This window comes from Kingella sp. (in: b-proteobacteria) (genome assembly GCF_030527935.1).
Taxonomy (GTDB): Bacteria; Pseudomonadota; Gammaproteobacteria; order Burkholderiales; family Neisseriaceae; genus Kingella_B.
This window is the reverse complement of the sequence record NZ_JAUMZV010000013.1, coordinates 33,653-59,093: the sequence shown is the minus strand read 5'-3', so window position 1 is coordinate 59,093 and position 25,441 is coordinate 33,653. Positions and strand designations below refer to the sequence as shown.

28 protein-coding genes are annotated in these 25,441 nt (G+C 53.7%); 14 read left to right on the top strand and 14 right to left on the bottom strand.

The genetic code is table 11. The annotated features are described in order from the left end of the window. Window positions 1–64 precede the first annotated feature (64 nt). A complete protein-coding gene (locus tag Q4A85_RS05890; RefSeq protein ID WP_303108483.1) occupies window positions 65–298 on the top strand; it encodes a hypothetical protein in 234 nt (77 codons plus the stop codon). Here the strand turns inward: Q4A85_RS05890 and Q4A85_RS05885 are convergent. From Q4A85_RS05885 to Q4A85_RS05875, 3 genes are all read right to left on the bottom strand, one after another. Then, window positions 274–885: a tetratricopeptide repeat protein gene (locus Q4A85_RS05885; protein ID WP_303108481.1), complete on the bottom strand. Its 612-nt coding sequence runs from the start codon at window positions 883–885 to the stop codon at window positions 274–276. The genes Q4A85_RS05890 and Q4A85_RS05885 overlap by 25 nt on opposite strands. Further along, window positions 870–2,165 carry a histidine--tRNA ligase gene (gene hisS, locus Q4A85_RS05880; RefSeq protein ID WP_303108480.1) on the bottom strand — a complete coding sequence of 432 codons (1,296 nt, stop codon included), beginning with the start codon at window positions 2,163–2,165 and terminating at the stop codon, window positions 870–872. Before hisS ends, Q4A85_RS05885 begins: the two co-directional genes overlap by 16 nt. Window positions 2,166–2,244: 79 nt before the next feature. Continuing rightward, window positions 2,245–2,703, bottom strand: a complete 459-nt coding sequence (locus Q4A85_RS05875; RefSeq protein ID WP_303108479.1) for a hypothetical protein — start codon at window positions 2,701–2,703, stop codon at window positions 2,245–2,247. Between the two features lie 67 nt (window positions 2,704–2,770). Between Q4A85_RS05875 and Q4A85_RS05870 the strand changes: the two genes are divergently transcribed. Then, window positions 2,771–3,691: a pseudouridine synthase gene (locus Q4A85_RS05870; RefSeq protein WP_303108478.1), complete on the top strand. Its 921-nt coding sequence runs from the start codon at window positions 2,771–2,773 to the stop codon at window positions 3,689–3,691. A 169-nt stretch (window positions 3,692–3,860) separates the two neighbouring features. Here Q4A85_RS05870 and Q4A85_RS05865 read toward each other — a convergent pair whose 3' ends face one another. From Q4A85_RS05865 to Q4A85_RS05845, 5 genes are all read right to left on the bottom strand, one after another. After that, window positions 3,861–4,055: a hypothetical protein gene (locus Q4A85_RS05865; RefSeq protein WP_303108477.1), complete on the bottom strand. Its 195-nt coding sequence runs from the start codon at window positions 4,053–4,055 to the stop codon at window positions 3,861–3,863. A gap of 129 nt (window positions 4,056–4,184) precedes the next feature. After that, window positions 4,185–4,646, bottom strand: coding sequence for a recombination regulator RecX (gene recX / locus Q4A85_RS05860; protein ID WP_303108476.1), 462 nt, complete (start codon window positions 4,644–4,646; stop codon window positions 4,185–4,187). Between the two features lie 235 nt (window positions 4,647–4,881). After that, on the bottom strand, window positions 4,882–5,016 hold the full coding sequence (locus Q4A85_RS05855; RefSeq protein WP_303108475.1) for a hypothetical protein: 135 nt from the start codon (window positions 5,014–5,016) through the stop codon (window positions 4,882–4,884). A gap of 163 nt (window positions 5,017–5,179) precedes the next feature. Further along, complete coding sequence (locus tag Q4A85_RS05850; protein ID WP_303108474.1) at window positions 5,180–5,884, bottom strand: phosphoglycolate phosphatase; 705 nt, start codon at window positions 5,882–5,884, stop codon at window positions 5,180–5,182. A gap of 133 nt (window positions 5,885–6,017) precedes the next feature. After that, window positions 6,018–6,377, bottom strand: a complete 360-nt coding sequence (locus tag Q4A85_RS05845; protein WP_303108491.1) for a RidA family protein — start codon at window positions 6,375–6,377, stop codon at window positions 6,018–6,020. 107 nt (window positions 6,378–6,484) lie between these two features. Between Q4A85_RS05845 and recB the strand changes: the two genes are divergently transcribed. Continuing rightward, a complete protein-coding gene (gene recB / locus Q4A85_RS05840; RefSeq protein WP_303108473.1) occupies window positions 6,485–10,309 on the top strand; it encodes an exodeoxyribonuclease V subunit beta in 3,825 nt (1,274 codons plus the stop codon). Beyond that, window positions 10,300–10,587 (top strand): hypothetical protein, encoded by a 288-nt coding sequence (locus tag Q4A85_RS05835; RefSeq protein ID WP_303108472.1) that lies wholly within the window; start codon window positions 10,300–10,302, stop codon window positions 10,585–10,587. Before recB ends, Q4A85_RS05835 begins: the two co-directional genes overlap by 10 nt. Before the next feature lie 40 nt (window positions 10,588–10,627). Here Q4A85_RS05835 and Q4A85_RS05830 read toward each other — a convergent pair whose 3' ends face one another. The 3 genes from Q4A85_RS05830 to Q4A85_RS05820 all read right to left on the bottom strand — a co-directional run bounded on the left by Q4A85_RS05830 (window position 10,628) and on the right by Q4A85_RS05820 (window position 13,552). Further along, entirely contained in the window at window positions 10,628–11,431 is an 804-nt protein-coding gene (locus tag Q4A85_RS05830) for a carbon-nitrogen hydrolase family protein (RefSeq protein WP_303108471.1), read from the bottom strand. Between the two features lie 415 nt (window positions 11,432–11,846). Beyond that, entirely contained in the window at window positions 11,847–13,061 is a 1,215-nt protein-coding gene (locus Q4A85_RS05825) for an NnrS family protein (protein WP_303108470.1), read from the bottom strand. Window positions 13,062–13,183: 122 nt separating this feature from the next. After that, a complete protein-coding gene (locus tag Q4A85_RS05820; protein WP_303108469.1) occupies window positions 13,184–13,552 on the bottom strand; it encodes a hemerythrin domain-containing protein in 369 nt (122 codons plus the stop codon). Window positions 13,553–13,668: 116 nt separating this feature from the next. Between Q4A85_RS05820 and Q4A85_RS05815 the strand changes: the two genes are divergently transcribed. The 3 genes from Q4A85_RS05815 to Q4A85_RS05805 all read left to right on the top strand — a co-directional run bounded on the left by Q4A85_RS05815 (window position 13,669) and on the right by Q4A85_RS05805 (window position 15,516). Beyond that, window positions 13,669–14,136, top strand: coding sequence for an Rrf2 family transcriptional regulator (locus tag Q4A85_RS05815; protein ID WP_303108468.1), 468 nt, complete (start codon window positions 13,669–13,671; stop codon window positions 14,134–14,136). Window positions 14,137–14,317: 181 nt separating this feature from the next. Beyond that, window positions 14,318–15,259 carry a hydroxymethylbilane synthase gene (gene hemC / locus Q4A85_RS05810; protein WP_303108489.1) on the top strand — a complete coding sequence of 314 codons (942 nt, stop codon included), beginning with the start codon at window positions 14,318–14,320 and terminating at the stop codon, window positions 15,257–15,259. A gap of 23 nt (window positions 15,260–15,282) precedes the next feature. Next, on the top strand, window positions 15,283–15,516 hold the full coding sequence (locus Q4A85_RS05805) for a hypothetical protein (protein WP_303108467.1): 234 nt from the start codon (window positions 15,283–15,285) through the stop codon (window positions 15,514–15,516). Window positions 15,517–15,626: 110 nt separating this feature from the next. On the opposite strand, the gene Q4A85_RS05800 is transcribed toward Q4A85_RS05805, so the two are convergent. Next, window positions 15,627–17,183, bottom strand: coding sequence for an inorganic phosphate transporter (locus Q4A85_RS05800; protein WP_303108466.1), 1,557 nt, complete (start codon window positions 17,181–17,183; stop codon window positions 15,627–15,629). 185 nt (window positions 17,184–17,368) lie between these two features. Beyond that, window positions 17,369–17,515 carry a hypothetical protein gene (locus Q4A85_RS05795; RefSeq protein ID WP_303108465.1) on the bottom strand — a complete coding sequence of 49 codons (147 nt, stop codon included), beginning with the start codon at window positions 17,513–17,515 and terminating at the stop codon, window positions 17,369–17,371. A gap of 220 nt (window positions 17,516–17,735) precedes the next feature. Between Q4A85_RS05795 and Q4A85_RS05790 the strand changes: the two genes are divergently transcribed. The 4 genes from Q4A85_RS05790 to Q4A85_RS05775 all read left to right on the top strand — a co-directional run bounded on the left by Q4A85_RS05790 (window position 17,736) and on the right by Q4A85_RS05775 (window position 21,889). After that, complete coding sequence (locus Q4A85_RS05790; RefSeq protein ID WP_303108464.1) at window positions 17,736–18,488, top strand: phosphatase PAP2 family protein; 753 nt, start codon at window positions 17,736–17,738, stop codon at window positions 18,486–18,488. A gap of 312 nt (window positions 18,489–18,800) precedes the next feature. Then, entirely contained in the window at window positions 18,801–19,730 is a 930-nt protein-coding gene (gene fabD, locus Q4A85_RS05785) for an ACP S-malonyltransferase (protein ID WP_303108463.1), read from the top strand. A gap of 31 nt (window positions 19,731–19,761) precedes the next feature. After that, a complete protein-coding gene (locus Q4A85_RS05780) occupies window positions 19,762–20,862 on the top strand; it encodes a glycosyltransferase family 9 protein (protein WP_303108461.1) in 1,101 nt (366 codons plus the stop codon). 4 nt (window positions 20,863–20,866) lie between these two features. Then, the gene (locus tag Q4A85_RS05775; protein ID WP_303108459.1) at window positions 20,867–21,889 is read left to right on the top strand and encodes a hypothetical protein; all 1,023 of its coding nucleotides are present in this window, start codon (window positions 20,867–20,869) and stop codon (window positions 21,887–21,889) included. Here Q4A85_RS05775 and Q4A85_RS05770 read toward each other — a convergent pair. Further along, entirely contained in the window at window positions 21,845–22,060 is a 216-nt protein-coding gene (locus Q4A85_RS05770) for a hypothetical protein (RefSeq protein ID WP_303108457.1), read from the bottom strand. The genes Q4A85_RS05775 and Q4A85_RS05770 overlap by 45 nt on opposite strands. A 122-nt stretch (window positions 22,061–22,182) precedes the next feature. Between Q4A85_RS05770 and Q4A85_RS05765 the strand changes: the two genes are divergently transcribed. From Q4A85_RS05765 to Q4A85_RS05755, 3 genes are read left to right on the top strand one after another with little or no spacing between them, the layout of a single operon-like run. Further along, complete coding sequence (locus tag Q4A85_RS05765; protein WP_303108456.1) at window positions 22,183–23,235, top strand: hypothetical protein; 1,053 nt, start codon at window positions 22,183–22,185, stop codon at window positions 23,233–23,235. Beyond that, complete coding sequence (locus Q4A85_RS05760) at window positions 23,232–24,299, top strand: hypothetical protein (RefSeq protein ID WP_303108455.1); 1,068 nt, start codon at window positions 23,232–23,234, stop codon at window positions 24,297–24,299. Before Q4A85_RS05765 ends, Q4A85_RS05760 begins: the two co-directional genes overlap by 4 nt. Next, the gene (locus Q4A85_RS05755) at window positions 24,296–25,342 is read left to right on the top strand and encodes a hypothetical protein (protein WP_303108453.1); all 1,047 of its coding nucleotides are present in this window, start codon (window positions 24,296–24,298) and stop codon (window positions 25,340–25,342) included. The genes Q4A85_RS05760 and Q4A85_RS05755 overlap by 4 nt, the downstream gene beginning before the upstream one ends. Window positions 25,343–25,441: the final 99 nt, after the last annotated feature.

The window sequence follows — 25,441 nt, the reverse complement described above, 5'->3', positions numbered from 1 at the left end:
ATTTTAAAACAATTGGTAAGAAGTAATTTATCCTAGTTATCTAGGACAGCCCCAATAATAATCCATGCTCCAAGGCAGCCTGAAAACATCAAGGCAGCCTGAAATCCAATCCAACAAAAACCGTTTGGCTAAACAGCAAGCGATTTTGTTTTTCAGGCTGCCTAACCATCGCGCCAGCCATCAATTAGGCAGCCTGAAACCCCGCCCCCGCACCCAAACAAAAACCCAACGCGCACACGCTGGGTTTTCTCGTTCACATCACGCCATGCTTAATCAAAGCTGGCTCATCTTCATCTGAATCAACTGCCGATTGCCCGAATTTTCAGGCAATTTGTCCAATGCCAATTTATACGCATCGCCCGCTTCTTTCGCTTTGCCCTGCGCGGCGTACACATCGCCTTTGGCTTCGTTAATCAACGGCTGATACAGCGCGTCCACAGGCGCGCCCAGCGTTTTGAGTGCATCGTCAAATTTTTTCTGTTGAATATACACATTCGCCAGATTTTGCATGGCGGCAGCCTGAAAAACGGGCGTTTTATCGTTTGCCAGCACCCATTGATACGCCTTAATCGCTTCGTCTGGCTTGCCCGCTTGGAACAGCGCGGCGGCGGTTTGCAAGCTCGCTTGCGTGGTTGCCGTATCTTTGGGGAATTGCTGCTGCAACGCCGCCAATTTCGCCGCATCGCCGTTCACTTGCGAAGCCAGTTGCGCCGCCTGCGTGCTGCCTTGATGCGCCCGCCCCTGATACGCCACATAGACCACATAGCCCAATGCGCCTGCCACCAGCACCGCCGCAATCCATTTGCCGCCGCTGTGCCACAGATGCTTCGCTGTGTTGATGCTTTCTTGTTCGTCGTGATAACCCGCCATTATTGTGTACTCCATTGATTTAATTGTTGAACTAGCTTATCGGCGTCAACGGTTATCTGCCTGCGATCGCCGCGTAAGTCTTTGATGGTAACCGTGTTTTGCGCCACTTCGTCTTCCGCGATAATCACGGCAAACGCTGCGCCCGATTGGTCTGCGCGTTTAAACTGGTTTTTCAGCTTGGTGCAGCCTGAAAACTGCACCACGTTAAACCCCGCGCCGCGCAGAGTGCGCGCGTGTTGCATCGCCGCCAAGGTTGCACCATCGCCCTGCTGCATCACAAACACATCGGGCGCAAAATCGGCTTTCAGGCTGCCGTAATCACTCACCAGCAGCAGCAGCCGCTCAATGCCCATCGCAAAACCGATAGACGGCGTGGCGCGTCCGCCCAGTTCTTCCATCAAGCCATCGTAACGCCCGCCACCGCACACAGTCGCCTGCGCGCCCAGCTTATCGGTCGTCCATTCAAACACGGTGTGGTTGTAGTAATCCAAGCCGCGCACAAGGCGGGGGGTTTCTATGTATTTGATTTGCAAGCCATCCAGCAGCGATTTGAACGTGTTGTAGTGTTGTCGCGATGCTTCGCCCAAATAATCCAACAGGCGCGGCGCGGCGTTGCAAATGTCTTGCAGCGCGGGGTTTTTGCTGTCTAACACGCGCAGCGGATTGGTGTGCAAACGGCGTTTGCTGTCGTCGTCTAACTCGGCTTCGTGTTGCGATAAATACGCCACTAAGGCGGCGCGGTGGGCGGCGCGTTCTTCGCGGTTGCCCAAGCTGTTGATTTCCAGCGTTAATTGCTCGCTGATGCCCAATTCGCGCCACAAATCGGCGCACATGGCGATGATTTCCGCATCAATATCGGGGTCGGCAAAGCCAAGGGCTTCAATGCCCACTTGGTGAAACTGGCGATAACGCCCTTTTTGCGGGCGTTCGGCGCGAAACATGGCACCCATGTACCACAATTTTTGCGGCGCGGCGTAGGTTAAATCGTGTTCCACCACCGCGCGTAAACAGCTTGCCGTGCCTTCGGGGCGCAGGCTTAGGCTGGTTTCGCCCGCGTTGTCGTTAAACGTGTACATCTCTTTGCCCACCACATCGGTTTCTTCGCCGATGGAGCGTACGAATAAATGGGTGTGTTCCACAATGGGCGTGCGGATTTGCTTGTAGCCAAAGCGTTGCGTCCATTTTTGCACTTGGTTTTCAAAGGCTTGCCAAAAATCGGCGGTGAGCTTGAAGTCTTTTTGCTCAATAGGCAGAAAGTCGTTCATGCCTTTAACGGATTGGATTTTTTGTCCCATAACTTTGCTTTCTTAGAAAATTTCGGTTTTCAGGCTGCCTGAAAAAATTAAAGTGTTTGTAAATACACTATGAGGCAGATTACAGCCACAGCCAGCATTGCCAGCAGCCAAAAATGTCTTTTGGAAAAGACGAGCGTATCGCCACATCAGGCAGGAAATTCACTTGTTTTTTGGCTTGGTAGCGCAAAAAATGGGGCAGCAGCGCGGCGGCGGTTAAATAGACCAGCAAAACGATTGTGCTGCGGCTATTATCAGATGCCGATACCGAGCTGATGATGTCCAAACACCCTATAAACCCCACAGCCGTGCCGATTACAAACGCCCAAATGCGTACAACCTGCTGCCAATTAACGGGCAGTTTTTCATATTGGTACTGCGTGTTGAAAAGACTGCTTTCTGAATAAAAAATGCGTGCGCTGTATAAGGGGATAACGGGCAAAAAGGCGAGAATAACCCAATAGGTGGTAACGAACGAGCCGTCTGGTTGGTAATCGCATTCGCCGTAAAATGTTGTGCCGAAGCCGTTGATTGATGACATGTCATTTTTCAGGCTGCCTGAACGTGTAAAATGGCGGCGATTATATCAGATTACCCTTCAAACACGCATGAAGCCCACCAGTCCGCTGCCACTTTTGGATGGCATCAAACCCAGCTATCTAAACCTGCCGCACGATAAGCAATACATCGGCAAACCGCTGCTGTGCTATTTGCGCGCGCGTTTTCCGTTTATTGCCGAGAGCGTTTGGCGGGCGCGGCTCAACAGCGGCATGGTGGTGAACCAGCGCGGCGAGCCGTTGCACGAAAACGTGTTGTATCAAGCGGGCGAGACGATTTTTTACTACCGCGAAGTCAGCCGCGAAGACGAGCCGCGCATTCCGTTTGACGAAAAAATCTTGTGGCTGGACGATGATTTGATTGTAGTGGACAAGCCGCATTTTCTGCCCGTTACCCCCAGCGGGCGATTTTTGCGCGAAACGCTGCTCACCCGCCTGCGCCTGCGCCTCGATTTGCAGCATCTGGATGTGGCGAACATCACGCCGCTGCACCGCTTGGACAAAGACACGGCGGGCGTAATGCTGTTTTCGCACAATCCCGCCACCCGCGCGGCGTATCACACGCTGTTCTCCAGCCATGCCATCCAAAAAACCTACCACGCGCTCGCGCCCACGCGCTTGGATTTGGCATACCCGCTCACCGTGCGCACGCGCCTTGTGCCCAGCGAGCCGTTTTTTTTGATGCGGGAAACGGCGGGCGAAGCGAATGCGGAAACGCGCGTGCGCTTGCTGGAACAGCGCGGCGATGTGAGCCTGTATGAATTGCAGCCGATTACGGGCAAGAAACACCAGCTTCGGGTGCAGATGATGGGGCTGGGGATGCCGCTGCTCAATGACGTGCTGTATCCCATCGCGCAGCCTGAAAACGGGGATGATTACCACAAACCGTTGAAGCTGCTGGCGAAACGGCTGGATTTTATTGACCCGATTACGGGCGAGCGGCGCGGGTTTGCGAGTGAGCAGGGGTTGTGAATGGGCGGCTTTAACGATTAGGCAGCCTGAAAAGCGAACGTGGACGTGTTTTCAGGCTGCCTTAATGTGAATACGCATAGGCAGCCTGAAAACGCAATGGAGCGGCGACGGCTCGTCGCCAAAACACCAACCCAACCAGCAATGCCAAATCATCCCCGCGAAACCCTTTTCAGGCTGCCGCAAAAAAGGCAGCCTGAAACGCATAAATGGTTTTCAGGCTGCCTTGGGGGTTGAGTTGAACCAGTGCACGGCTTGCACGCAAGCCGTAGGGGCGCGGGGCAAGCATTTCAGGCTGCCTAACCATCGCACCCGCGTTTAAGCGTAGGGTGGGCAACTCGCTTGCCCACCATTGTTTGCCCGTCATATTTTGGTGGGCAAGCCAGTTGCCCACCCTACTATTTGGCGTTTTCAGGCTGCCTTGATGCGTATAAACAGCCTGAAATCACACGCTCCAAACAATCAACCTGTGTTCAGCGCAATGAACACAGGTTTTTTATTCATCTTCCGCTTCGTCTTCATCGTCCCATGCGTGTTTTACGGCGTGGTTGGCGGTGTCAAAATCAAAGCCGCGATAAACGAGAAAGCGCAGTTGCTTTTGTTTTTCGGCGTAGTCGGCGGGCGGGGCGGGGTATTTTTTGCGCAGCACTTGGTTGGCGTGGGCTCGCTCGCTTTGGGCATCTGGCAGGTGTTCGCGGATTAGGCTGTCGTCTATGCCTTGCGCGGCAAGGGCTTGTTTGAGCCGTTGCGTGCCGTGTTTGCGGCTTTTGCTGTGGATGTAGGCTTCGGTGTAGCGGGCATCGGATTGCCAGTTGCGCTCGGCAAATTCGGCGAGCACGGCTTCTAGCTCGTCTGGGTCTTCGGCGTAGGGGGCGAGTTTGCGGTAGAGCTGTTGGCGGCTGATTTCGCGGCGCGCTAGGATGTCTAGGGCGCGGGCGCGTAGGGATTTGGGTGGCATGGTGGGGGAGGGGACGAGTGTTGAAGTGGCTTGCGTGGTGAAGTGGGGTTAAAACGTGTGATGTAGATTTTTGCAAAGCAATGTTTTGGCTCGCTAAAAACCGTATAAAAATGGGGTGTTCTAAAAGATTTGGCGTTCAGTGGGTTAAACAGCTACCCCCATCCTAACCTTCCCCCGCCAGCGGGAGAAGGAACAGTTTGCTGAATTTTTAATCCATGCTGTTTGTCATCAACCATCAAGCCAGCATGCTTTTTAGAACGCCACGCAACCTGTTTTCAGGCTGCCTAATCAAGTGTGTAAACAATATTAGGCAGCCTGAAACCTTTGCAAACCCCCTAGCAGCAGCCTGAAACACAAGAAATGCCGTCATTCCCGCGTAGGCGGGAATCTTTCTAAATACTCATAAATTCATGCAAAACAAACTATTGCGTTAGTTCAATCAAGATTCCCGCCTACGCGGGAATGACGGAGAATTAACGATTTCTTGTTGTATTTTAGGGTTTTGCAAAGGTTTCAGGCTGCCTTATGGTCGGTTACTCTGCGCTGGGCTTTTGCGGGCGCAGATGTTCGTAAATATCGGGCAGGGCGTTAATCGTCCAGTCGGGCGTGGTGGCGGGGGTTTGGCTTAATTGCGCCATATCGCCGTAGCCAAAGGTTACGCCTACGGCGATGCTGCCTGCGGCTTTGGCGGAGATAATGTCGTTTTTGGAATCGCCCACCATGATGATGTGGGCGGGGTTCACGCCGAGCACTTGGGCGACGTGGCGCAGCGGCTCGGGGCTGGGTTTTTTTTCGGGCAGGGTGTCGCCGCCGATGACGATGCTGAAATAGCTGTCCAGTTGCAAGGCTTTGAGCAGATTAACGGCGAGTATTTCGTTTTTGTTGGTGATGACGGCAAGCGGGATGCCGAGCGTTTGCAGCAGCCCTAAGCCTGCCTCGGTTTCGGGGTAGGGGCGGGTGTGGTCGGCGATGTGGTCGGCGTAGTGCTGGATAAAGGCGGTGTAGCCTTGTTGCCATTGCGCTTCGGTGGCGGTGCCTTGCGGGTTGTCGGTTAGGGCGCGGTGCACCAACACGCCGATGCCGTCTCCCACATAGCTTTGCACGGTGGCATCGGGCAGCGCGGTCATGCCGAGCGTTTGGCGCATGGCGTTGGCGGCGGCGGCAAGGTCGGGGATGGAATCGCAGAGTGTGCCGTCTAGGTCAAAGGCGACGGCTTGGATGGGGGCTTGGATTGTCATGGGGTTTCCTTTTTGTAAACAGGGTTATGCTGCGCGTTATTAGGCAGCCTGAAAAATCGTTATCAATGTAAACAAGGTTAAGCCGCGCGATTAGGCAGCCTGAAAATAATTCACGCAGCGCGTTTCAGGCTGCCTATGCCGTTTTCACCACCGCCGACACCTTAATCTCCACCAGCCACTCCCCCCGCGCCAGCTTGGCTTCCACGCAAGCGCGGGCAGGCGAATGGTTCGCGTCCACCCAAGCGTCCCACGCCGCATTCATCCCCGCATAGTCCGCCATGTTCGCCAAAAAAATTGTCGCTTCCACAATATGCGCCTTGTCCGAGCCACATTGCGCCAGCCAATCATCAATCTGCCGCAACACATCCGCCGTTTGCGCCGTGATGTCGCCGCTACTGTCCATCTCAGGCACCATGCCCGATAAAAACACAAAGCCGTTCGCCACCACCGCTTCCGATAGCCGCGCGCCACTGCCCAATCGTTTAATCGCCATTGCCAGCCCTTTCCAATAAACAAAACGCGATTTTACCACGCCGCCTAAAAACACCCCACCGTGCTATCATTGCCCCATCGTTTTCCCCATTTTCAGGCTGCCTAATCATGACCACCCCCGCCCAACTCAACCCGCTCACCATCCCCGTTCACGGCACGCACCTTATAGAAGCCAGCGCAGGCACAGGCAAAACATGGAACATCGCCGCCCTGTTCACCCGCCTTGTGCTGCTGGAAAAACAAAACGTAGAACAAATCCTAGTCGTAACCTTTACCAAAGCCGCCACCGCCGAGCTCAAAACCCGCCTGCGCGCCCGCCTAGACCAAGCCCTAACCGCGCTCAAACGCACGCCCAACGCCCAAACGCAGCCTGAAACCCTGCGCCAAAACAGCCTAGACGACAAAAACCACCCCGACGATTTCCTATTCAACCTGCTCAACCAAGCCCTAGCCAACGAAAGCCAAGAACGCCTGCAACTGCGCCTAACCGCCGCCATCAGCAATTTTGACAACGCCGCCATCTACACCATCCACAGCTTCTGCCAACGCATCCTGCAAGATTTCGCTTTCTACTGCCAAGCCCCGTTCAACATCCAACTCAACGACGACCCCAGCGACAACCCCAACCTAACCGCCATCCAAGACTACTGGCGCACCCAAATCGCCAGCGACCCCATCCAAGCCCAGCTTGTCTATCAATACAATCAAACCCCCGAAAAACAACTGCACGCCCTAGCCCCCTACCTATCCCGCCCCTATTTGCAATTTATGCAGCCTGAAAACGAATGTAATGAGTTTCGGCGAAGACAAAACGAGCAAAGCGAGTTTGCGCACAGCCAAAACGCCCACATCGCCCAAACCCAGCAAGCATTCCAACAAACATGGCAAAGCGTGCGCGAGCAGCTTCCCCAAATCCAAACCGCCTTTTGGCAACTGCACCCCCATCTCAACAAACGCAGCTACGCCCAAGACAAATGCGAAGACCGCTTCGCCCAGCTACACCAATTTTCAGGCTGCCCCAGCCCCGCCACCCTTTGGGAACTGCTTACCGAAAGCAGCCACACCCAAATCATCTTCACCGCCGAATTTCTGCAAAACAAAGCCAATCAAGACAAAAAAACCAAACAAAAAACCCTACTCCCCACCGAGCCACTCGCCCTGATAAACAACACCCTAGGCGCGCTCGCCACCGCCGCCCAACGCTGCATCCAAGCCCAAGATCAAGCCCTTATCCAGCTTGCCCACAACATCATCCACTACCTGCGCGCGCAAAACGAAGCCAACAAAAAAAACAGCCCCAATCGCCAATTTGACGACCTGTTGCTGGATGTTTACCACGCCCTAAGCCCGCAAAACCCCCACGCATCCGACCTAGCCCAAGCCCTTGCCGCCAACTGGCAAACCGCCCTAATCGACGAATTTCAAGACACCGACCCCCTGCAATACGCCATCTTCCAAGCCATCTTTATGCCCACCCAAAGGCAGCCTGAAAATGAGCAAAGCGAATTTCGGCAAAGCCAAAACGAGTGCAACGAATTTCGGCAAAGCCAAAACGAGCAAAGCGAGCGTAACCCAAAACCCGCCTGCTACATGGTCGGCGACCCCAAACAAGCCATATACAGCTTTCGCGGCGCAGACATCTACGCCTACCTAAACGCCGCCGACACCGTCCCCAGCACCAACCGCCACACCCTAACCCAAAACCACCGCAGCCACACCGCGCTGATTCAAACACTCAACGCCCTATTTTCCCGCCCCAACCCCTTCGCGCTAGACAAAATCCCCTACATTCCCGCCCAAGCCGCCCGCAGCGAAAGCAAACTGCCCAGCGGCACCGCCCCCCTGCGCCTAACATGGCTCAACCAAGACCCCGCCGCCGACAACAGCGACACACTCACCCAACGCGCCGCCCAATGGTGCGCCCAAGAAATCGCTGCCACATTAACCGCCCACGCCCAAGGCAAAACCCCCATCAGCGCAGGGCAAATCGCCATCCTTGTGCGCGCCCGCAAAGAAGGCACGCTCATGCAACGCCAGCTCAAAAAACACAACATCCAAAGCGTGCTACTCAGCCGCGACAGCATCTACGCCGAAGAAGAAACCCAAGCCATCTACGCCCTGATGAGCTTCATACTCAACCCCCAACGCACAGCCCACCTTATCTACCTACTTTCAGGCTGCCTATACAACCACACCGCCGCGCAAATCCAACAGCTCAACCAAAACGAAGCCCAGCTCACCCAATGGACCGATGCCGCCCACCAAGCCGCCCAAACATGGCAACAACACGGCATCTACCCCGCCCTACAACAATTTCTCCACCAATCCCACGCCGAAACCACCCTACTCGCCCAACGCAACGACCGCACCCTAACCAATCTCCACCAAATCCTAGAAATCCTAGCCACCCAAGACGAAAAAGGACAACCCCCCAGCGCGCTGCAACAATGGCTCGGCGCACAAATCCAAGCCAACCGCGACAACGCCACCCCCCAAGACCACGCCCTATTGCGCCTAGAAAGCGACGAAAATCTCGTCAAAATCGTAACCATGCACGCCGCCAAAGGACTGCAATACCCCATCGTATACTGCCCATTCGCATGGAAAGCCAGCAACCAACAAGCCCCCGAATGGCAAATCATCCACCAAGACCAACACACCCAACTCATCCACAAAACCCAACTCACCGACAGCGACACCCAACAATACCAAACCGAACAACGCTCCGAAGACCTACGCCTGCTCTACGTCGCCCTAACCCGCGCCGAAGAACAGCTCAACGTCTATCTCGCCAGCTACAACCACACCCCACACAGCCCCCTAGCCTACCTTATCAACCACCAACAGCCCGAAAAAGGCAAAAGCAACAAAACCGAATACGCCCACATCCAAGCCCAAGCCTACCGCCAAAGCTGGCAAAACTTCATCGCCCAACACCCCAGCCACATCCAATGGCACGACACACTAACCCTGCCCCAATACAGCAGCAGCCTGAAAACGAGCGAAGCGAGTTTCGGCGAAGCCAAAACAAAAGCCCAACCCAGCCCAGCCCACCCCACCTACCAAGCCACCCCCATCCCACCCCGCAGCTACCGCAGCCCCCAACACACCAGCTTCACCGCACTCAGCCGCCACAGCACCACCCAACCCAGCGACCACACCCCACTAGACCCCAGCGAACAAACCATCCCCCCACAAGGCAGCCTGAAAACCAACGAAACACAAACCAACACCCCCCCCACCATCGCCCAATTCCCCCAAGGCACAGCCGCAGGCATCTGCCTACACAGCCTACTAGAACGCTACCCCCACGCCCAACCCAGCCACCAACACAGCCAACTCATCCAAACCACCCTAGACCAACACAACATCAACAGCCAACAATGGCAAGACACCATCGCCCAAATGCTAGACAACACCCGCCACACCCCCCTGCTGCCCCACACCAGTCTCAGCACCCTACCCCCCAGCAACATACTCACCGAGTTCGGCTTCCTACTGCACACCCACAGCCTCACCCTAAGCAGCCTGAAAACATGGTTCGCCCAACACAGCCAACTCCCCCCCGAAATCATCACCGCCAGCCAAAATCTCAACTTCCGCGACATACAAGGCTACATCAACGGCTACATAGACCTACTCGCCCAAACCCCACAAGGCGGCACCATCATCCTAGACTACAAATCCAACTGGCTCGGCAACAGCCCCAGCGACTACACCCAAGCCGCCCTAAACCAAGCCATCGCCCAACACCACTACGCCCTACAAGCCCTACTCTACGCCATCGCCACCGCCCGCTATCTCGCCAGCCGCCACACCCCCACCCCCACACTCCACATCCGCTACCTATTCCTACGCGGACTAGACGGCATCACCCCCAACGGCGTATGGCAATGGGACATCCCCGTAAGCAGCCTGAAACAATGGCTGTAAGAACCCGTATTCAAAGCCAGCGCACGGCTTGCCAGCAAGCCGTAGGAGCGCGGAGCAATATTTCAGGCTGCCTTGATGTGGATTGCATTAGGCAGCCTGAAACCTTTGCAAAACCCAAAACACAACAAGAAATAGTAAACGCTCCGTCATTCCCGCGCAGGCAGAAATCTTGGTTAAATTTACGCAATGGATTGTTTTTGCGTAGATTTTTGAATATCAAACAAGATTCCCGCCTGCGCGGGAATGACGGCATTTCTTGTGTTTCAGGCTGCTGTTAGGAGTTTTGCAAAGGTTTTAGCCTGAAATCCATTTACCCCATCACAACACGCGATGCTGCAATGCGGGCAGGCTTTCGCGGATGGCTTGGATGCGGGCGGTGTCTATGGTTGCCAGCGCGATGCCTTCGTTTTCAGGCTGCATGGCGATGATGTCGCCCCACGGGTCAATAATCATGCTGTGCCCAAAGGTGCGCCGTCCGTTTTCGTGCGTGCCTGTTTGCGCGGCGGCAACAAGATAGCATTGGTTTTCCACGGCTCGGGCGCTCAGCAGCAGCTCCCAATGGGCTTTGCCTGTGGTGTGGGTAAACGCGGCGGGCAGCATGATGATGTCGGCAGGGGCTTGGGCGCGAAACAGCTCAGGGAAGCGCAGGTCGTAGCAGATGCCTTGGGCGATGCGCCAGCCGTTGATACAAAGCTGGGGGATTTGCTCGCCTGCCATCAAGGTGTCGCTTTCGCAATAGCGTTCGCTGGCGGTTTGGTAGTTAAATAGGTGGATTTTGTCGTAGCGCGATAGGCATTCGCCGCTGGGGCTGTAAACCAGCAGGCTGTTGTGGACTTTGTGGGGCGTGGGGCCGGCGAGTGGAATGGTGCCGCCGAATAGGTGGATTTGGTGTTGCTGGGCGGCTTGGGCGAGCGCGGTTTGCAGGATGCCTGCGCCGTAGGGTTCGGCGTGGGCGAGTTTGTCTCTGTCGCGCAGCCCCATTATTGCCCAGTATTCGGGCAGCAGCACCCAGTTTGCGCCTTGCGCGGCGGCTTGGGCAACGAGCTTTTGCATGGTGGCGATGTTGTCGGCGATGCGGGGGGTGCTGGTAAGCTGGATGGCGGCGATGGTTAGGGTGGACATGGTGGTTTTACTCTTGATGATTGGGCAGCCTGAAATGGGGTTTGGGTGGTGTTGAACCGCGTTTCAGGCTGCCTAATGAGTTGGATGGAAATTCGTTGCTACAACATTGAGTGCGATGATTGAGCGAAGGCAGTCTGAAACTTTTGCAAAACCTAAAAATGCCATAAGAAATAGTAAATTCCCCGTCATTCCCGCGTAGGCGGGAATTTTGGTTGAGCTTTGCACAACAAATTGTTTTTACGGAGGTTTCTGAATATCAAACAAGATTCCCGCCTACGCGGGAATGACGGCATTTCTTATTTTTCAGGCTGCTGCTGAGGGTTTTTCAAAGGTTTTAGCCTGTGTAACGAAGCTAAAACGAGTAAGCGGGGTTAAATCCATTTGCTTCATTTTCAGGCTGCCTTTGTTTACAAGCCTACCCCGCTTTGCCATCAACGCGCGGTTGGGTGAGCCACGGATAATAGCGGATGAAATAAATCGCCAGCGATGCAGCAAATAGCAGCGACGCGCAGGCTAGGGCGTGTTGATACCAGCTTGGCGCAAGCAGCAGCACAAACGCCGCCAGCACGCGCATGATGGTGGCGGCAACCATCAGCCAAAAAGCGTAAGGCAGATATTTTGGCGCGGGGTAGAGCGTGCGCCCTGTGTGTCCCAGCGCGGTGCGCGTCATCATGCTCAACGTCAGCAAGCCGATGCCGCCCACGGCAATCAGATGCGTGCCAAGGCTGGTCAGTTTCGGGTTGATAAAACCCAGCGCAAGCACCACCAGCCCCAGCGATGTAAACGCATAGCCCAAATGCAGCGTCCACAGCATTGGCTCGCCCAGTATTTCTTTTTGAAACCAGCGTTTGCTTTGCACGCAGCCCATGATGCCCGCAAACAGCAAAAAGTAAAACGCCAGCGCAACGGCAGTTTGCGTCATCATCAGCGCGGCGGCAGCCATGGGCGCGGCAAGCGAGCCGACCATCGCCCATTGCGGGCTATTGATGCGGGGCGTGTTCAGCCGCGTGGACGTGAAAAATGGAATGATGCGCCCGCCCACCAAGCCAATAAAGCCCGCCACCAAAATTAAGCCTGATAACAAGCCGTTGGTAAGCGCGGATGGGTTGTTGCTCAGCGCGATGTGAAAGGCGAGATGGCTGCACCCCAGCAAAAACAGGGCGACCACGGCGATGTAGTTGCGCTGATTGCGGCTCACCCACACGGCTTCTCCCATGCCATAGCTGGCGAGCCAGTAAAACGCCGTGCCAAAAATGCCCGTGAGCCAGCCCCACGGCAAAAAGGCGGTGATGCGGGCGGCGATGTAGCAGCCCACAATCGCCATCAAAAATTTGCCGCGTACAGGCGGCTGTCCTGTCCACGTTGCGCCTGCGGTAAGCAAAAAGGCGACCACGACCGCGCCGCCGTAGCCCCACACCATTTCGTGCGCGTGCCACAAAAAGGCGGACATGGCGCGCGTGCCTGTGTAGCCAAAACCCCACAGCAAAATGGAGACCACGGCATACAACGCGGAGAGCAAATACAGCGGGCGAAACGCCATCGCCCACACGGGATGATTGGGGTTGAGATAGGATAGGGTGGATTTGGGGATTTTGGGCGGAGTGGGCTCGGCGATGGTTTCTAGGCTCATGGTGGGTTTCCTTGGGAGTGTTTTATGGTTGTTGGAATATTGGTGGCTTGGTAAGCAAGCGAATGGATAAGAGAACTATATTTTCAGGCTGCCTTTTGTTACCGCATCAGGCAGCCTGAAAATCATTCGGGTGGCAAGGCATTCTGTTCCATCGCGGGGAACAGCTCGCGCTCTTCAAACCGCGCATGGTCGCGCAGCATGGTGGCAAAAGTGGTGTTCCATTCGTCATGGTCAAACTGCGCTTCGCGAAACAAGCGGCGCAGCTCGGCGTGGTCGTATTCAAAGCGTTGGCGCAATTCGGGGCGGTTTAATTTATCCCACAAGGGCGCGAACAGCGTTTCTTCGTGGATAAAATGCTGTTCCAAATCAACATAATGCTCGGTGATGTCTTTTTGATGATTTTGCTCTGGCGCGCGCAAAATGCGCAGGCACAAAGCCAGCGTGTGATGGTGTTCTTGTGATAGTTCAATTAGGGTAGAATGGCGTTTCATGATTTGCGTGTCCTATGTTAATGTGTGTTCACAATTTGTTGTGTTGTGTTAAAACTTGATGTATAAGATGCGCGTATTATGAAACTTTGCCTTCAACCCTGCAACAAAATAACAAAATGTATTTAACCCAACAAACCGACTACGCCCTGCGCGTGCTGATTTACGCGGCAGTAAACGACCAAAGCCTTGTGAATATTGGCACGATTGCCGAAACGTATAACATCTCCAAAAGCCATTTGATGAAAGTAGTAACCGCGCTGGTAAAAGGCGGATTTTTAACCAGCATACGCGGCAAAGGTGGCGGCTTAAAGCTCGCCCAGCCGCCCGAAAAAATCCGCGTGGGCACGGTGGTGCGCGTAACCGAGCCGTTGCAGCTTGCCGAATGCTTTGGCGACAACAACCAATGCTTGATTACCCCCGCTTGCCGGTTAAGCCAAATTTTAAACAGCGGCTTAATCGCGTTTATCAATCATTTGGATGGCTACACGCTGGCAGATTTGGTGAACCCGCCCACTTGCGAGATTTTGTGTTCGTCCAAACACGGGCACAATATTCCCATCAATCCGCTGCCCAAGGCAGCCTGAAAACACCATCAAGGCAGCCTTGCCCCTTTGTCCAAATCTTTGATTTGGGTATAAAGGGGTATCCGTAGCACAAAGTGCAAGGCTGAAAACCATTTTGGCAGCGATACCAATCATCTTTTCACCCAACGCAGCCCGAAGCGTTTATCCGTTTCAGGCTGCCTATTTCATCCCGCCCAACATCATGCCCCATCCCAAAACACTCACCATCGCCAGCCGCGAAAGCGCACTCGCCATGTGGCAAGCCCGCCACATCCAAGCCCAACTGCAAAACCTGTATCCGCAATGCCCAATCCACATCATCGGCATGACCACGCAAGGCGACCAGATTTTAGACAAAACGCTGTCTAAAATCGGCGGCAAGGGCTTGTTTATCAAAGAATTGGAAACCGCGCTGCAAGAGAATCGCGCCGATTTTGCGGTGCATTCTATTAAAGACGTGCCGATGGATTTGCCACAAGGCTTTGAGCTGGCGGCGATTGGCGAACGCGCCAACCCATTTGATGCCTTTGTTTCCAACCACTACACGCGGCTGGAAGAGCTACCACACGGCGCAATCGTGGGCACATCCAGCCTGCGCCGCGAAGCGCAACTGCGCACCCGCTTCCCGCATCTCACCATCCGCCCGCTGCGCGGCAACGTGCAAACCCGCTTGGCGAAACTAGACCACGGCGACTACGATGCCATTATTCTCGCCGCCGCAGGGCTGGAACGGCTAGGGCTGCACGAGCGCATCCAAGCCGTGCTTTCCCCCGCCGACAGCCTGCCCGCCGCAGGGCAAGGCGCGCTTGGCATAGAAATCGCCGCCCACCGCACCGATTTGATTGACGTATTACTGCCGCTCAACCACGCCAAAACCGCCGCCTGCGTAACCGCCGAACGCGCCCTTGCCCGCGCCTTGGGCGGAAGCTGCCAAGTGCCGCTTGCCGCCTATTGCACCGCCGACGACTGCGGCTTGCTCACGCTCAACGGCTTGGTGGGGCATCCCGATGGCTCGCTGATTTTAACCGCCCAAGCCCAAGCTCCCGCCGAATACGCCGACGCACTCGGTCGCGCCGTTGCCAAAAAACTGGCAGACGATGGCGCGCAAGAATTGATTGCAGCGGTGTTGCGCGAAGCAGAGTAGGCAGCCTGAAAACGAGAAAACCATTGCAACACAACAAAAGGGCAGACCTTTCATCTGCCCTTATTTGTTTTGCCCGCAGCGCAAAGCAAGCCATCCGCATCCGCTTGCAACATCCGCGCCTACTGTTTTTAACGCCAGAGCACGGCTTGCAAGCAAGCCGTAGGAGCGCGGGGCAGTTTTCAGTCTGCCCCAGCATTGCGCCCGCGTTTAGGCAGCCTGAAAACCATTGCTACGTCTTCATCTTATTTTGGCGATAAACCATCGCCGCGCCATACTGGCATCGCCCAAAACGTTTTCAGGCTGCCTAATGCACACGCATCAAGGCAGCCTGAAAACCCAAAAATCATCTTATCCAGTCAATATTCAATCAAAAAACCATCTCCAACACCCCAAAACAGCCCATCGACAACATCGCCGCCGCAGGCAAGGTAATCACCCATGCCAAGCCAATCGGCTTCATCATTTTCCAGTTGGCGTTGCGGTTCACCATGCCGATGCCCAAAATCGCGCCCACCAAAATATGCGTGCTAGACACAGGCAAGCCCAGCGCGGAAGCCGCCATCACCACCGAAGCGGCGGATAGCTCGGCGGTGAAGCCTGACGATGGGTGCAATTCCGCCAAATCTTTGCCCACGGTGTGAATCACTTCTTTTCCGATAAACCACAAGCCCACAATCAACGCCACGCCAAAGGTGAGCATCACAATCGGCTGCAATGGCTCGGATGCGTTTACATCGTTGGCGCGAATCACATCCAAAATCACGGCAAAAGGCCCGAGCGCGTTGGAAATATCGTTCGCGCCGTGGCTAAACGCAAAGCCCGATGCGGTAAACACTTGCATCCACGAGAAAATTTGAAACGATGCTTTGCCGATGTCTTTGCGTTTCAGGTTTTTGGCGTATAGAAACGTTGCCACCCAAATGCCTGCGCCCAGCATCAAAATCAAAAACATACTGGTCATGGGCGCGATGCCCAAATGCAGGTTTTTCAAGCCTTTGAAAATCAACATGGACGAAATCAGCATACAGCCCAAGCCTGAAATGGCGGGAATCCATGTGTAAAACGCTTTAAATACATCAATTTGCTCTTTGCGCTGGTTTATTTCGTGCAAACCTTGGTAGTAATGGGATTCTAGCTCGGCGGGGTCAAAATCGTCTTCGCCGTAGATTTGCGCGTCGCGTGCCATCGCGGTGGAAACTTCAATTTTTTGTTGTTCGTCCAGCGCGTCAAAGCGCAGGCGGTGTTGTTCTTTATAGGCTTTTTTCTCGGCTTTGATGGCTTTGAGTTCTGCGGCGACTTTGTCGTTGTATTCTAATACGTTTTTCTTGATGATGGTGTACAGCGTGTAGGACACGATGCCGCCGAGCATGGGCGAGAGCACCCAAGAAGCGGCGATTCTGCCGATTTCATGCCATTTCACCAGCGCAAAGGGGCTGCCTTGCCCGTTGGATAGCTGCCAGCCGAGCAACACGGAGCTGCCGACTATGCCGCCGATGATGGCGTGGGTGGTGGAAACGGGCAGCCCTTTTTTGGTGGCAAACAGCAGCCACAACGCCGCCGCCAACAGCGCAGACATCATAATCAGGATTAAATTCAAAGGCTGCATGGGCAGGGAGTTTAAATCCACAATGCCTGTGCGGATGGTGTCGGTTACTTCGCCGCCTGCAATCACCGCGCCGCTCACTTCAAACACGGCGGCAATCAACAAGGCTTGCGGTACGGTAAGCGTGCCTGCGCCCACAGATGTGCCAAACGAGTTGGCAACGTCGTTGCCGCCAATATTAAACGCCATAAACACGCCAAACAGCGTTGCCAGCAAAAATAGGGGCACTTGATGGTGATGCGTGTAGCCCAATCCCCAAAAGATAAAATAGCCGACCATGCCAACGAGCAAGATGGCAAAGGCGGCGTTTACTTTGGGCATAGATTGTTGCTTGGATGCCTGCGGCATGACTTTCCCTTTGGTGGAATAAAACGGGCGCATTGTAACGCGAGATGAAATTTTTTGTGTGATAAACGTCAAAATATTGTTGGGTTGCGTGAAGCGGGGTTTACATAGCGGGCAAGGCGGTGGGCAAAGGCAGCCTGAAAAACAAAATTGCTTGGTGTTTAGCCCAACGGTTTTCTGCTGAACAGATTGACTTTCAGGCTGCCTAACGCTTCACAACTGCTTAATGCTACTGCCCATTCCCCTACGTCCAGCCGAACGAAGCATCCTTTTCTCGGGAAAAAGCGTGCGCTTGTTCGACGACGCACGAAGTGCGGCTAGTTCGCACGCGCCGAAAAAAAGATGCGCAGTGAGGGAAGTTTGGCGCAGCCAAACCCATCAGCAATATTAACAAAGCACAGGCAACGCCCTATTAACCTTGTTGAACTGCGTTTCAGGCTGCTCACCAAGGCAGCCTGAAAATACGGATAACCGCGCCATTCTGCTACAATAGCGCGTTTTTTGTATCCCACGTTTTCAGGCTGCCTTATGAAACAACCCAATCTCACCATCTCGCTCACGCTCTACACCGCTCTGATGCTGCTCATCCCTATCAGCTTCTGGGCAACAGGCTACACTTGGACGCTCGCGCAAAGCAGCCAAACGCCCGATTTAAACCGCGCCTTGATTACGCTAACCGAAACAGGCGGCAGCCAGCCCTATGCCATTGGCTTTGCCATCGTGTTCACCCTTATCCTTGCCTATTTTGTGCGCAAACAATATCGCCCGCTCACCGTGATTGCCGTGTGCATCTGCGCCGTGGTCGGCACGCAAGCCATCAAAACAGGCGCGAAACGCATTTTCCAAGAACCGCGCCCCTATGCGGTGCAAATCGCCCAACAGCAACACATCACGCCCGCAGGTTTCTACGCCATGCGCAAAGCCAATCGGCTTGAACTCATCGCCCAATCCGCGCACAACCCCAACGAGCAAATCCTGTCCGATTATCAACAAAACGAGCTGGGCTACTCGTTCCCATCGGGGCATACCACTTTTGCCGTGGCGTGGCTGCTGCTGGTGGTTGGCTTCACACAAAATTGGCGCAAGCCCGCCCGCCTTGTTGCCCGCCTGCTGGTCGCCGCATGGGCTGCGGGCGTGTTATACAGCCGCGTGAAGCTGGGCGCGCATTTTCCTGTGGATTTGTTCGCCGCCACGCTGATTGTGTGGGCGTGGGTTATCGGCATCTTCCGCTACGCCCTGCCCTATTGGCACAGCCGCTTTGGACAGCCCAAACACGCCTAAATCCCCTTTCAGGCTGCCTTATAACCTGAAACCTTTGCTCTCCCAAGGCAACCTGAAAAATAGAAAATGCCGTCATTCCTGCGCAGGCGGGAATCTTGCTTGATATTCAGAAACCCATGCAAAAACAATCCATTGCTTACGTTCTATCAAGATTCCCGCCTGCGCGGGAATGACGACTGATTAACCATTTTTTATTTCATTTTGGATTTTGCAAAAGTTTCGGGCTGCCTATCCCTTATGCCCCCAAGGCAGCCTGAAACCCCAATTTGCTATAATTCGCCACCTTTTCCATCTAATTAACAAGGACACCCCATGAACTTCGCTTTCTTTTTCGCAGGACAAGGCTCGCAAAGCCTGAACATGATGAACGGCTTTGACGGCATCGCCGAAGTGAAAGCCACGTTTGACGAAGCATCCGCCGCGCTCAATCAAGACCTTTGGGCGATGATGAACGGCACAGATGCCGAGCTTATCAGCCAAACCGTGAACACCCAGCCCTTGATGCTGTCCGCAGGCGTGGCAACCTATCGCGCCTATCTTGCCGCAGGCGGCAAAGCCCCCAGCGTGGTGGCGGGGCATAGCTTGGGCGAATACAGCGCATTGGTTGCCGCAGGCAGCCTGAATTTTGCCGATGCAGTGAAACTGGTGCGCCTGCGTGCCGAATTGATGCAAACTGCTGTGCCACAAGGCGTGGGCGCAATGGCGGCTATTTTGGGCTTGGAAGACGACACCGTGCGCCAAATCTGCGCCGCCGCCGAGCAAGGCGACGTGTGCGAAGCCGTGAACTTCAATTCCGTGGGGCAAGTGGTGATTGCGGGCAACGCCGCTGCCGTAGAACGCGCAATGGCGGCCGCCAAAGAAGCGGGCGCAAAACGCGCTTTGCCGCTGCCCGTGTCCGTGCCATCGCATTGCCGCCTGATGCAGCCCGCCGCCGAGAAACTCGCCATCGCCTTGCAAGACGTGGCGTTTAGGCAGCCTGAAATCCGTGTGATTCACAACGCCGATGTCGCTGCATACAACGATGTCGCCCAAATCAAAGACGCGCTGGTGCGCCAGCTATACAGCCCCGTGCGTTGGACCGAAACCGTGCAACTGCTGGTGCGCGAAGGCATCACCCAATCTGCCGAATGCAGCCCTGGCAAAGTGCTGGCAGGGCTCGCCAAACGCGCCGACAAAAACATGGAATGCGCCGCGCTTATCTCGCAGCAAGCCGTGCAAGACTTTATCGCCGCACATTCATAAACATGAAGCGTAAACATTAGGCAGCCTGAAAATGTCGTTTAAGCAACGCTTCAAACAGCTCAAAACCAGTTGGCGCAACGCGCGTCTGCGCTGGTGCAAAGCATGGCTAGACCGTGCGCCCGCCGCCGCGCCTGCACCCCAGCCACACAACCTGCGCGCCATTTTGTTTTTGCGCCAAGATGGCAAAATTGGCGACTATATTGTGAGCTCGTTTGCCTTTCGCGAAATCAAACGCGCCCATCCCGCGATTAAGATTGGCGTGATTTGCAGCGCAAAAAATCGGCAACTGTTTGAAAACAATCCGCATATTGATACGTTGCACGAAGTTCAGCCCAAATCCACCCTAAGCTATTACCAAGTCGGCAAATCGCTCGCAGGGCAATACGATGCCGTGATTGACCCCACGCTGTCGCTGCGCCCGCGCGATTTGCTGCTGCTGCGTACGTTAAACGCGAAATACTACGTTGGGCTGAACAAAGCCGATTATCAACTGTTTAATCTCAACATCGCCAACAGCCAGCAGCATTTTGCCGATGTGTACGCCCAAGCCCTGCGCCTGCTCGGCTTTGACCCCATCCGCACCCAGCCCGAACTGCCCAACCATCCCGCATCCGAAGCCGCCGTGCAAACCTTCTTGCAGCAAAACAGCCTGCAACACTACATCGCGCTTAACTTCTTCGGCGCAGCCAATTCGCGCCGATTTAGCCTTGAAGCCATCGCGCACACACTGACCGCTTTTCAGGCTGCCTTTCCCGCGCAAAAATTCATCCTGCTCACCTACCCCGAAATCACCCCCAGCCTAGCCACCCTTTGCCAACAACACCCCAACGCCACGCTCTATCCACACACCCAAACCATCCACGACAGCATCGCTCTCATTCGCCATGCCCAAGCCGTGCTCACCCCCGACACCGCTATCATCCACATCGCCGCCGCGCTGGGCAAACCCATCATCGGGCTATACCGCCAAGACCCGCAAAACTACGCCAACTGGCATCCCAAAAGCGAACACGCGCAAATCATCTGGTTTAACCAACACATTCAAGAAATCACCCCTGCGCAAATGATTGCCGCCTTGCAAAATATTATTCCCACGCCCATGCACACACCCACACCCCCCAAGGCAGCCTGAAATCATGAATACACCCGCACAGCCCACCCTATTGCTCGGCATGATAAACGACGCAGGCATCGCCAAAATCGTCGCCCAATGCCTTGCCTACCACGGCTTCACCGTGATTGACCACTCGCTAGACACCCTAACCTTCCGCTATCCCAGCCTATTAGCAAGGCTGCGCGTGCAAGCGCAAAAACTGCTCGGTAACCCACACGCCAAACGCGACTACATCATCGCGCAAAAACAACAACAAATCGCCGCCACCCTAGCCCAACACCCCCACTACGACCACGCCCTATTTATCCGCTCCGACATCTACCCCGAACACTTCCTGCGCCAAATCAAACAAAAAAGCCGCCAAATGGTGAACTACCAATGGGACGGCATGACACGCTTTGCCGCCGCACAAAGCCAAATCGCCCTGTTTGACCGCTTCTACGCCTTTGACCCCAACGACATCGCCCAAAACCCCCAGCTTCTGCCCGCCACCAGCTTCTATTTTGACCACCTGCCCCCCGCGCCCACCACCCACCCCAGCATCTACTTTCTCGGCGCACACCGCAGCGACCGCATCGCCCCCATCGTCCAATTTTGCCAACACGCAGAGCAAGCAGGCTGGACACTCAACTTCCAAATCGCCCGCGATGGCGCACAAAACATAGAACAGCACTACCCCGTTAGCAACATCCAGTTCCACAACGGCATCAGCTACCAACAAAACCTAGACTACGCCCAAAGCAGCAGCATCCTTGCCGATTTTGTGATTAGCACCCACAAAGGGCTATCGCTGCGCACCTTTGAAGCCATCGGCTACCGCAAAAAACTCATCACCACCAACGCCGAAGTGCAAAAATACGATTTCTACCACCCCAATAACATCTTTATTTGGGACGGCAAAACGCTGGATGGTTTAGACCAATTTATCGCCACGCCCTACCAAGACATCGCCCCCGCCATCCGCGAAAAATACAGCTTTGGCAACTGGATACGCTATGTATTAAACATCCACCCCCACCAGCCCATTAGCCTGCCGAAGCTGTAAAGGCAGCCTTGCCCTTTTGTCCAAATCTCCGATTTGGGTATAAAAGAGTATGCCGCAGCGCAACGCGCAAGGCTGAATATGGAGCGGCGACGGCTCGTCGCCAAATTGCTTATTAAACAGAGCATTGCTTACTGGTTCACTAAATATGTCGGCGAGCCGCCGACGCTCCATATCAATTGCAGATTTTGCAAAGATTTCAGCCTAAAAACATGAAAGGCAGCCTGAAAACGAACAAAGCGCGTTTCAGCGAAGCCAAAACGCCATTCAACAACCCCCACCCCCCTTTTACCACCATGCAAACCAAAAAAACCGTCCTACTCGCCATGCCCCCCATCTTCAACATCTACCAAGTCATCGCCGAAAACCTACGCTACCACGGCTTTGAAGTTATAGAATTTATCTACGAAGAACAAAAATTCGTTTACACCAGCATCTGGCAACGCATCAAAAAACTGTTCTACCGCAATCTCCTGCGCCAGCGCGAATACAAAAAAGAACAACTCTTCAAACCCTATCTGCCCGAGTTCCAACAAAAGCTCAACCGCATCCAAGGGCAAGCCGACTACTGCTTCATGATATGGCCGGGTGTATTCCCCAGCAGTTTCATGCAAACCCTGCGCGACAAAAGCCGCCTAATGGTGCACTACAACTGGGAAACCCTAGAATTTCTAGAACACGAATTTTACAAAATCCGCTATTTTGACAAATTCATGTTTTTTGACCCCTACGACATCGGCAAACGCCCCGAATACGCCCAACAGCTCGTTCCCATCACCAGCTTTTATTTTGACTGCCTGCCCGAAAACCACGCAAACAACCACAGCCTATTTTTCATCGGCACCCACCACAAAGAGCGCGTTGCCGACATCCGCGCCTTCTATCAAGCCGCCAAACAGCTCAACCTACCCATAGATTTTCGCATCGCCGCCAAAAATTTAGACCAAGCCCGCGCCGAGCTAGGGCTAACTGATATACAATACTTCCCCTATCAAGATGCCCTACCCTACCGCGAAAACCTACTGCTCACCCAACAAGCAGGCGTGTTAGTAGATTTTCTCAACACCAAACACTACGGGCTATCCCTACGCATCTTTGAAGCCATCGGCTTTGAGAAAAAACTCATCACCACCAACCCCACCATCGTCCACTACGACTTCTACCACCCCGATAACATCCTAGTCTGGACAGGCAACAACCACGCAGAACTGATAACATTTCTAAAAAAACCCTATTTCAGGCTGCCCGAACACATCAAACACAAATACAGCTTCAAAAACTGGATACGCTACGTATTCAACATTGAACCCAATACACCAATCACCTTACCAAACATCGCAAACCAATGAGCAACCTATTTCTCGCCATGCCCACCACCAACGGCATCTACAAACTCATCATCCAACACCTAAACGCGCACGGCTTTACCGTGTGCGATTTAAGTTTTTCCGACAACAACGACATCTTCCGCCACCCCACCTTGCGCGAAAAATTCCAAATCAAATACCGCAAAAAAATTCTCGGCGACAAAGAAGCCAAACTCCACGTTATCAGTGCCAACAATCTCAAACAAATTGAGCAACACAAACAAACCATCATCCAAACCATCCAACAAAACAACGCCGAACACGCCCTATTTATCCGCGGCGACATCTATGACGAAGACATCCTACAACTGATTCGCAGCAAAACACGCGGCAAAATGATTAACTACCAATGGGATGGGCTAGCCCGCTTTGGCGAAATTTTCAACAAACTGCATTGCTTTGATATTAACTACGTGTTTGACCCCGCAGACGTGGGCGAACACAACGGCTTAACCACCCTGCCCGCCACCAATTTTTGGTTTGACCGAATGCCCGAAATCGGCGAAATCCAATCCGATGTCTATTTTACAGGCATCCATTGGCCGGGGCTCAACCGCAGCGACGCGCTGGTGCGCTTTGCCCAATACGCCCAAGCCAAAGGGCTTAAAACCAACTTCGCCATCTACCACATCCACGATGGCGGCGTTGCCGAACACCCCACGCTCTACCCCCATCCATCTATCCACCCCATTCGCCACAGCAAAGACTTCCGCGACAACCTATTAGACGCAATGCACAGCCGCATCCTGCTGGATTTCAAAAATCCCGACCACAAAGGCATGTCGTTTCGCCCATTTGAAGCATTGGGCTACCGCAAAAAACTCATCACCACCAACCCCGAAACCGCCAAATACGACTTCTACCACCCCAGCAACATCTTTATTTGGGACGGCAAAACGCTGGACGGTTTAGACGAATTTATCGCCACGCCCTACCAAGAAATTGACCCCGCCATCCGCGAAAAATACAGCTTTGGCAACTGGATACACTATGTGCTGAACCTTGAACCGCATCAAAAAATTACCTTGCCTAATAGTCAATCATGAACACAAAACCCAAAATTATTCTTGCCATGCCTGCCGATGTGGAAATTTATCGTTTGGTGGAACGCAATCTCGCGCATTATGGCTTTGAAGTCATTTATTTAAATCTCGCCCAACAAGGCGGCAAGTTTCGTTATCCATCGCTATGGGCGCGGTTAAAAACCAAATTTCACAAAATTATCCTGCGCGATAAAAATCGGTTTAAAGAACAATTAAAACAACAGGTTTTTAAAGCCAATTTTTTGAACTTCATTCGCAACATCGGCAAAGTAGACTACGCGCTGTTTATTCGTGCCGATTTGCATGATGCCGATGTCATCGCCGCCGTTAAACAAAACGTGCAAAAAAGCATGATTGCTTACCAATGGGACGGCATGGCGCGGTTTCCTGCTATTTGGCAGCGCATCCCATTTTTTGACCGCTTTTTTGTGTTTGATACCGACGATTGGCAGCACAACCCCAGCTTTTTGCCCACCACCAATTTTTATTTTGATTGCCTAGCCTTTCCGCCCAACACACCGCAATACGATTGCTATTTTGTGGGAGCGCATTCAGCCGAACGCATGGGCATGATTTTGAACTTTGTGCATTTTGCGGAACAAAATAGCTTACAACTGGATTTCAGCATTGCGCCTACTTCGCATCAAGAAAAAGAGCGGTTTCGTGAATACTATCCCAGCGCATCCATTCAAGAATTAACATGCGGCAAAACGTTTTTGGAAAATTTAGCTGCCTTGCAAAACAGCCGTGTGCTGCTGGATTTTCTGAACCCCATTCACAACGGTTTGTCGTTTCGCCCTTTTGAAGCAATGATTTATCGCAAAAAGCTGATTACCACCAATCCCAAAATCAAGCAGTATGGTTTTTACCGTCCCGAGAACATTTTTGTATGGGACGGCGTGCAATTTGATGGCTTGCTGGAATGGATGCACCAGCCGTATCAGCTTTTGCCCGATGATGTGGTACAAAAATACAGCTTTGGCAATTGGATGCGCTATATGCTGGATATGGAACCGCATCAGAAAATCACGCTACCCAAGCCCTAATAGGCAGACTTGCCCCTTTGTCCAAATCTTTGATTTGGGTATTAAGTAAGCATCTAAATCTATGATTTAGCTATGCGAACTTATGCAAAGCTCAGGGGT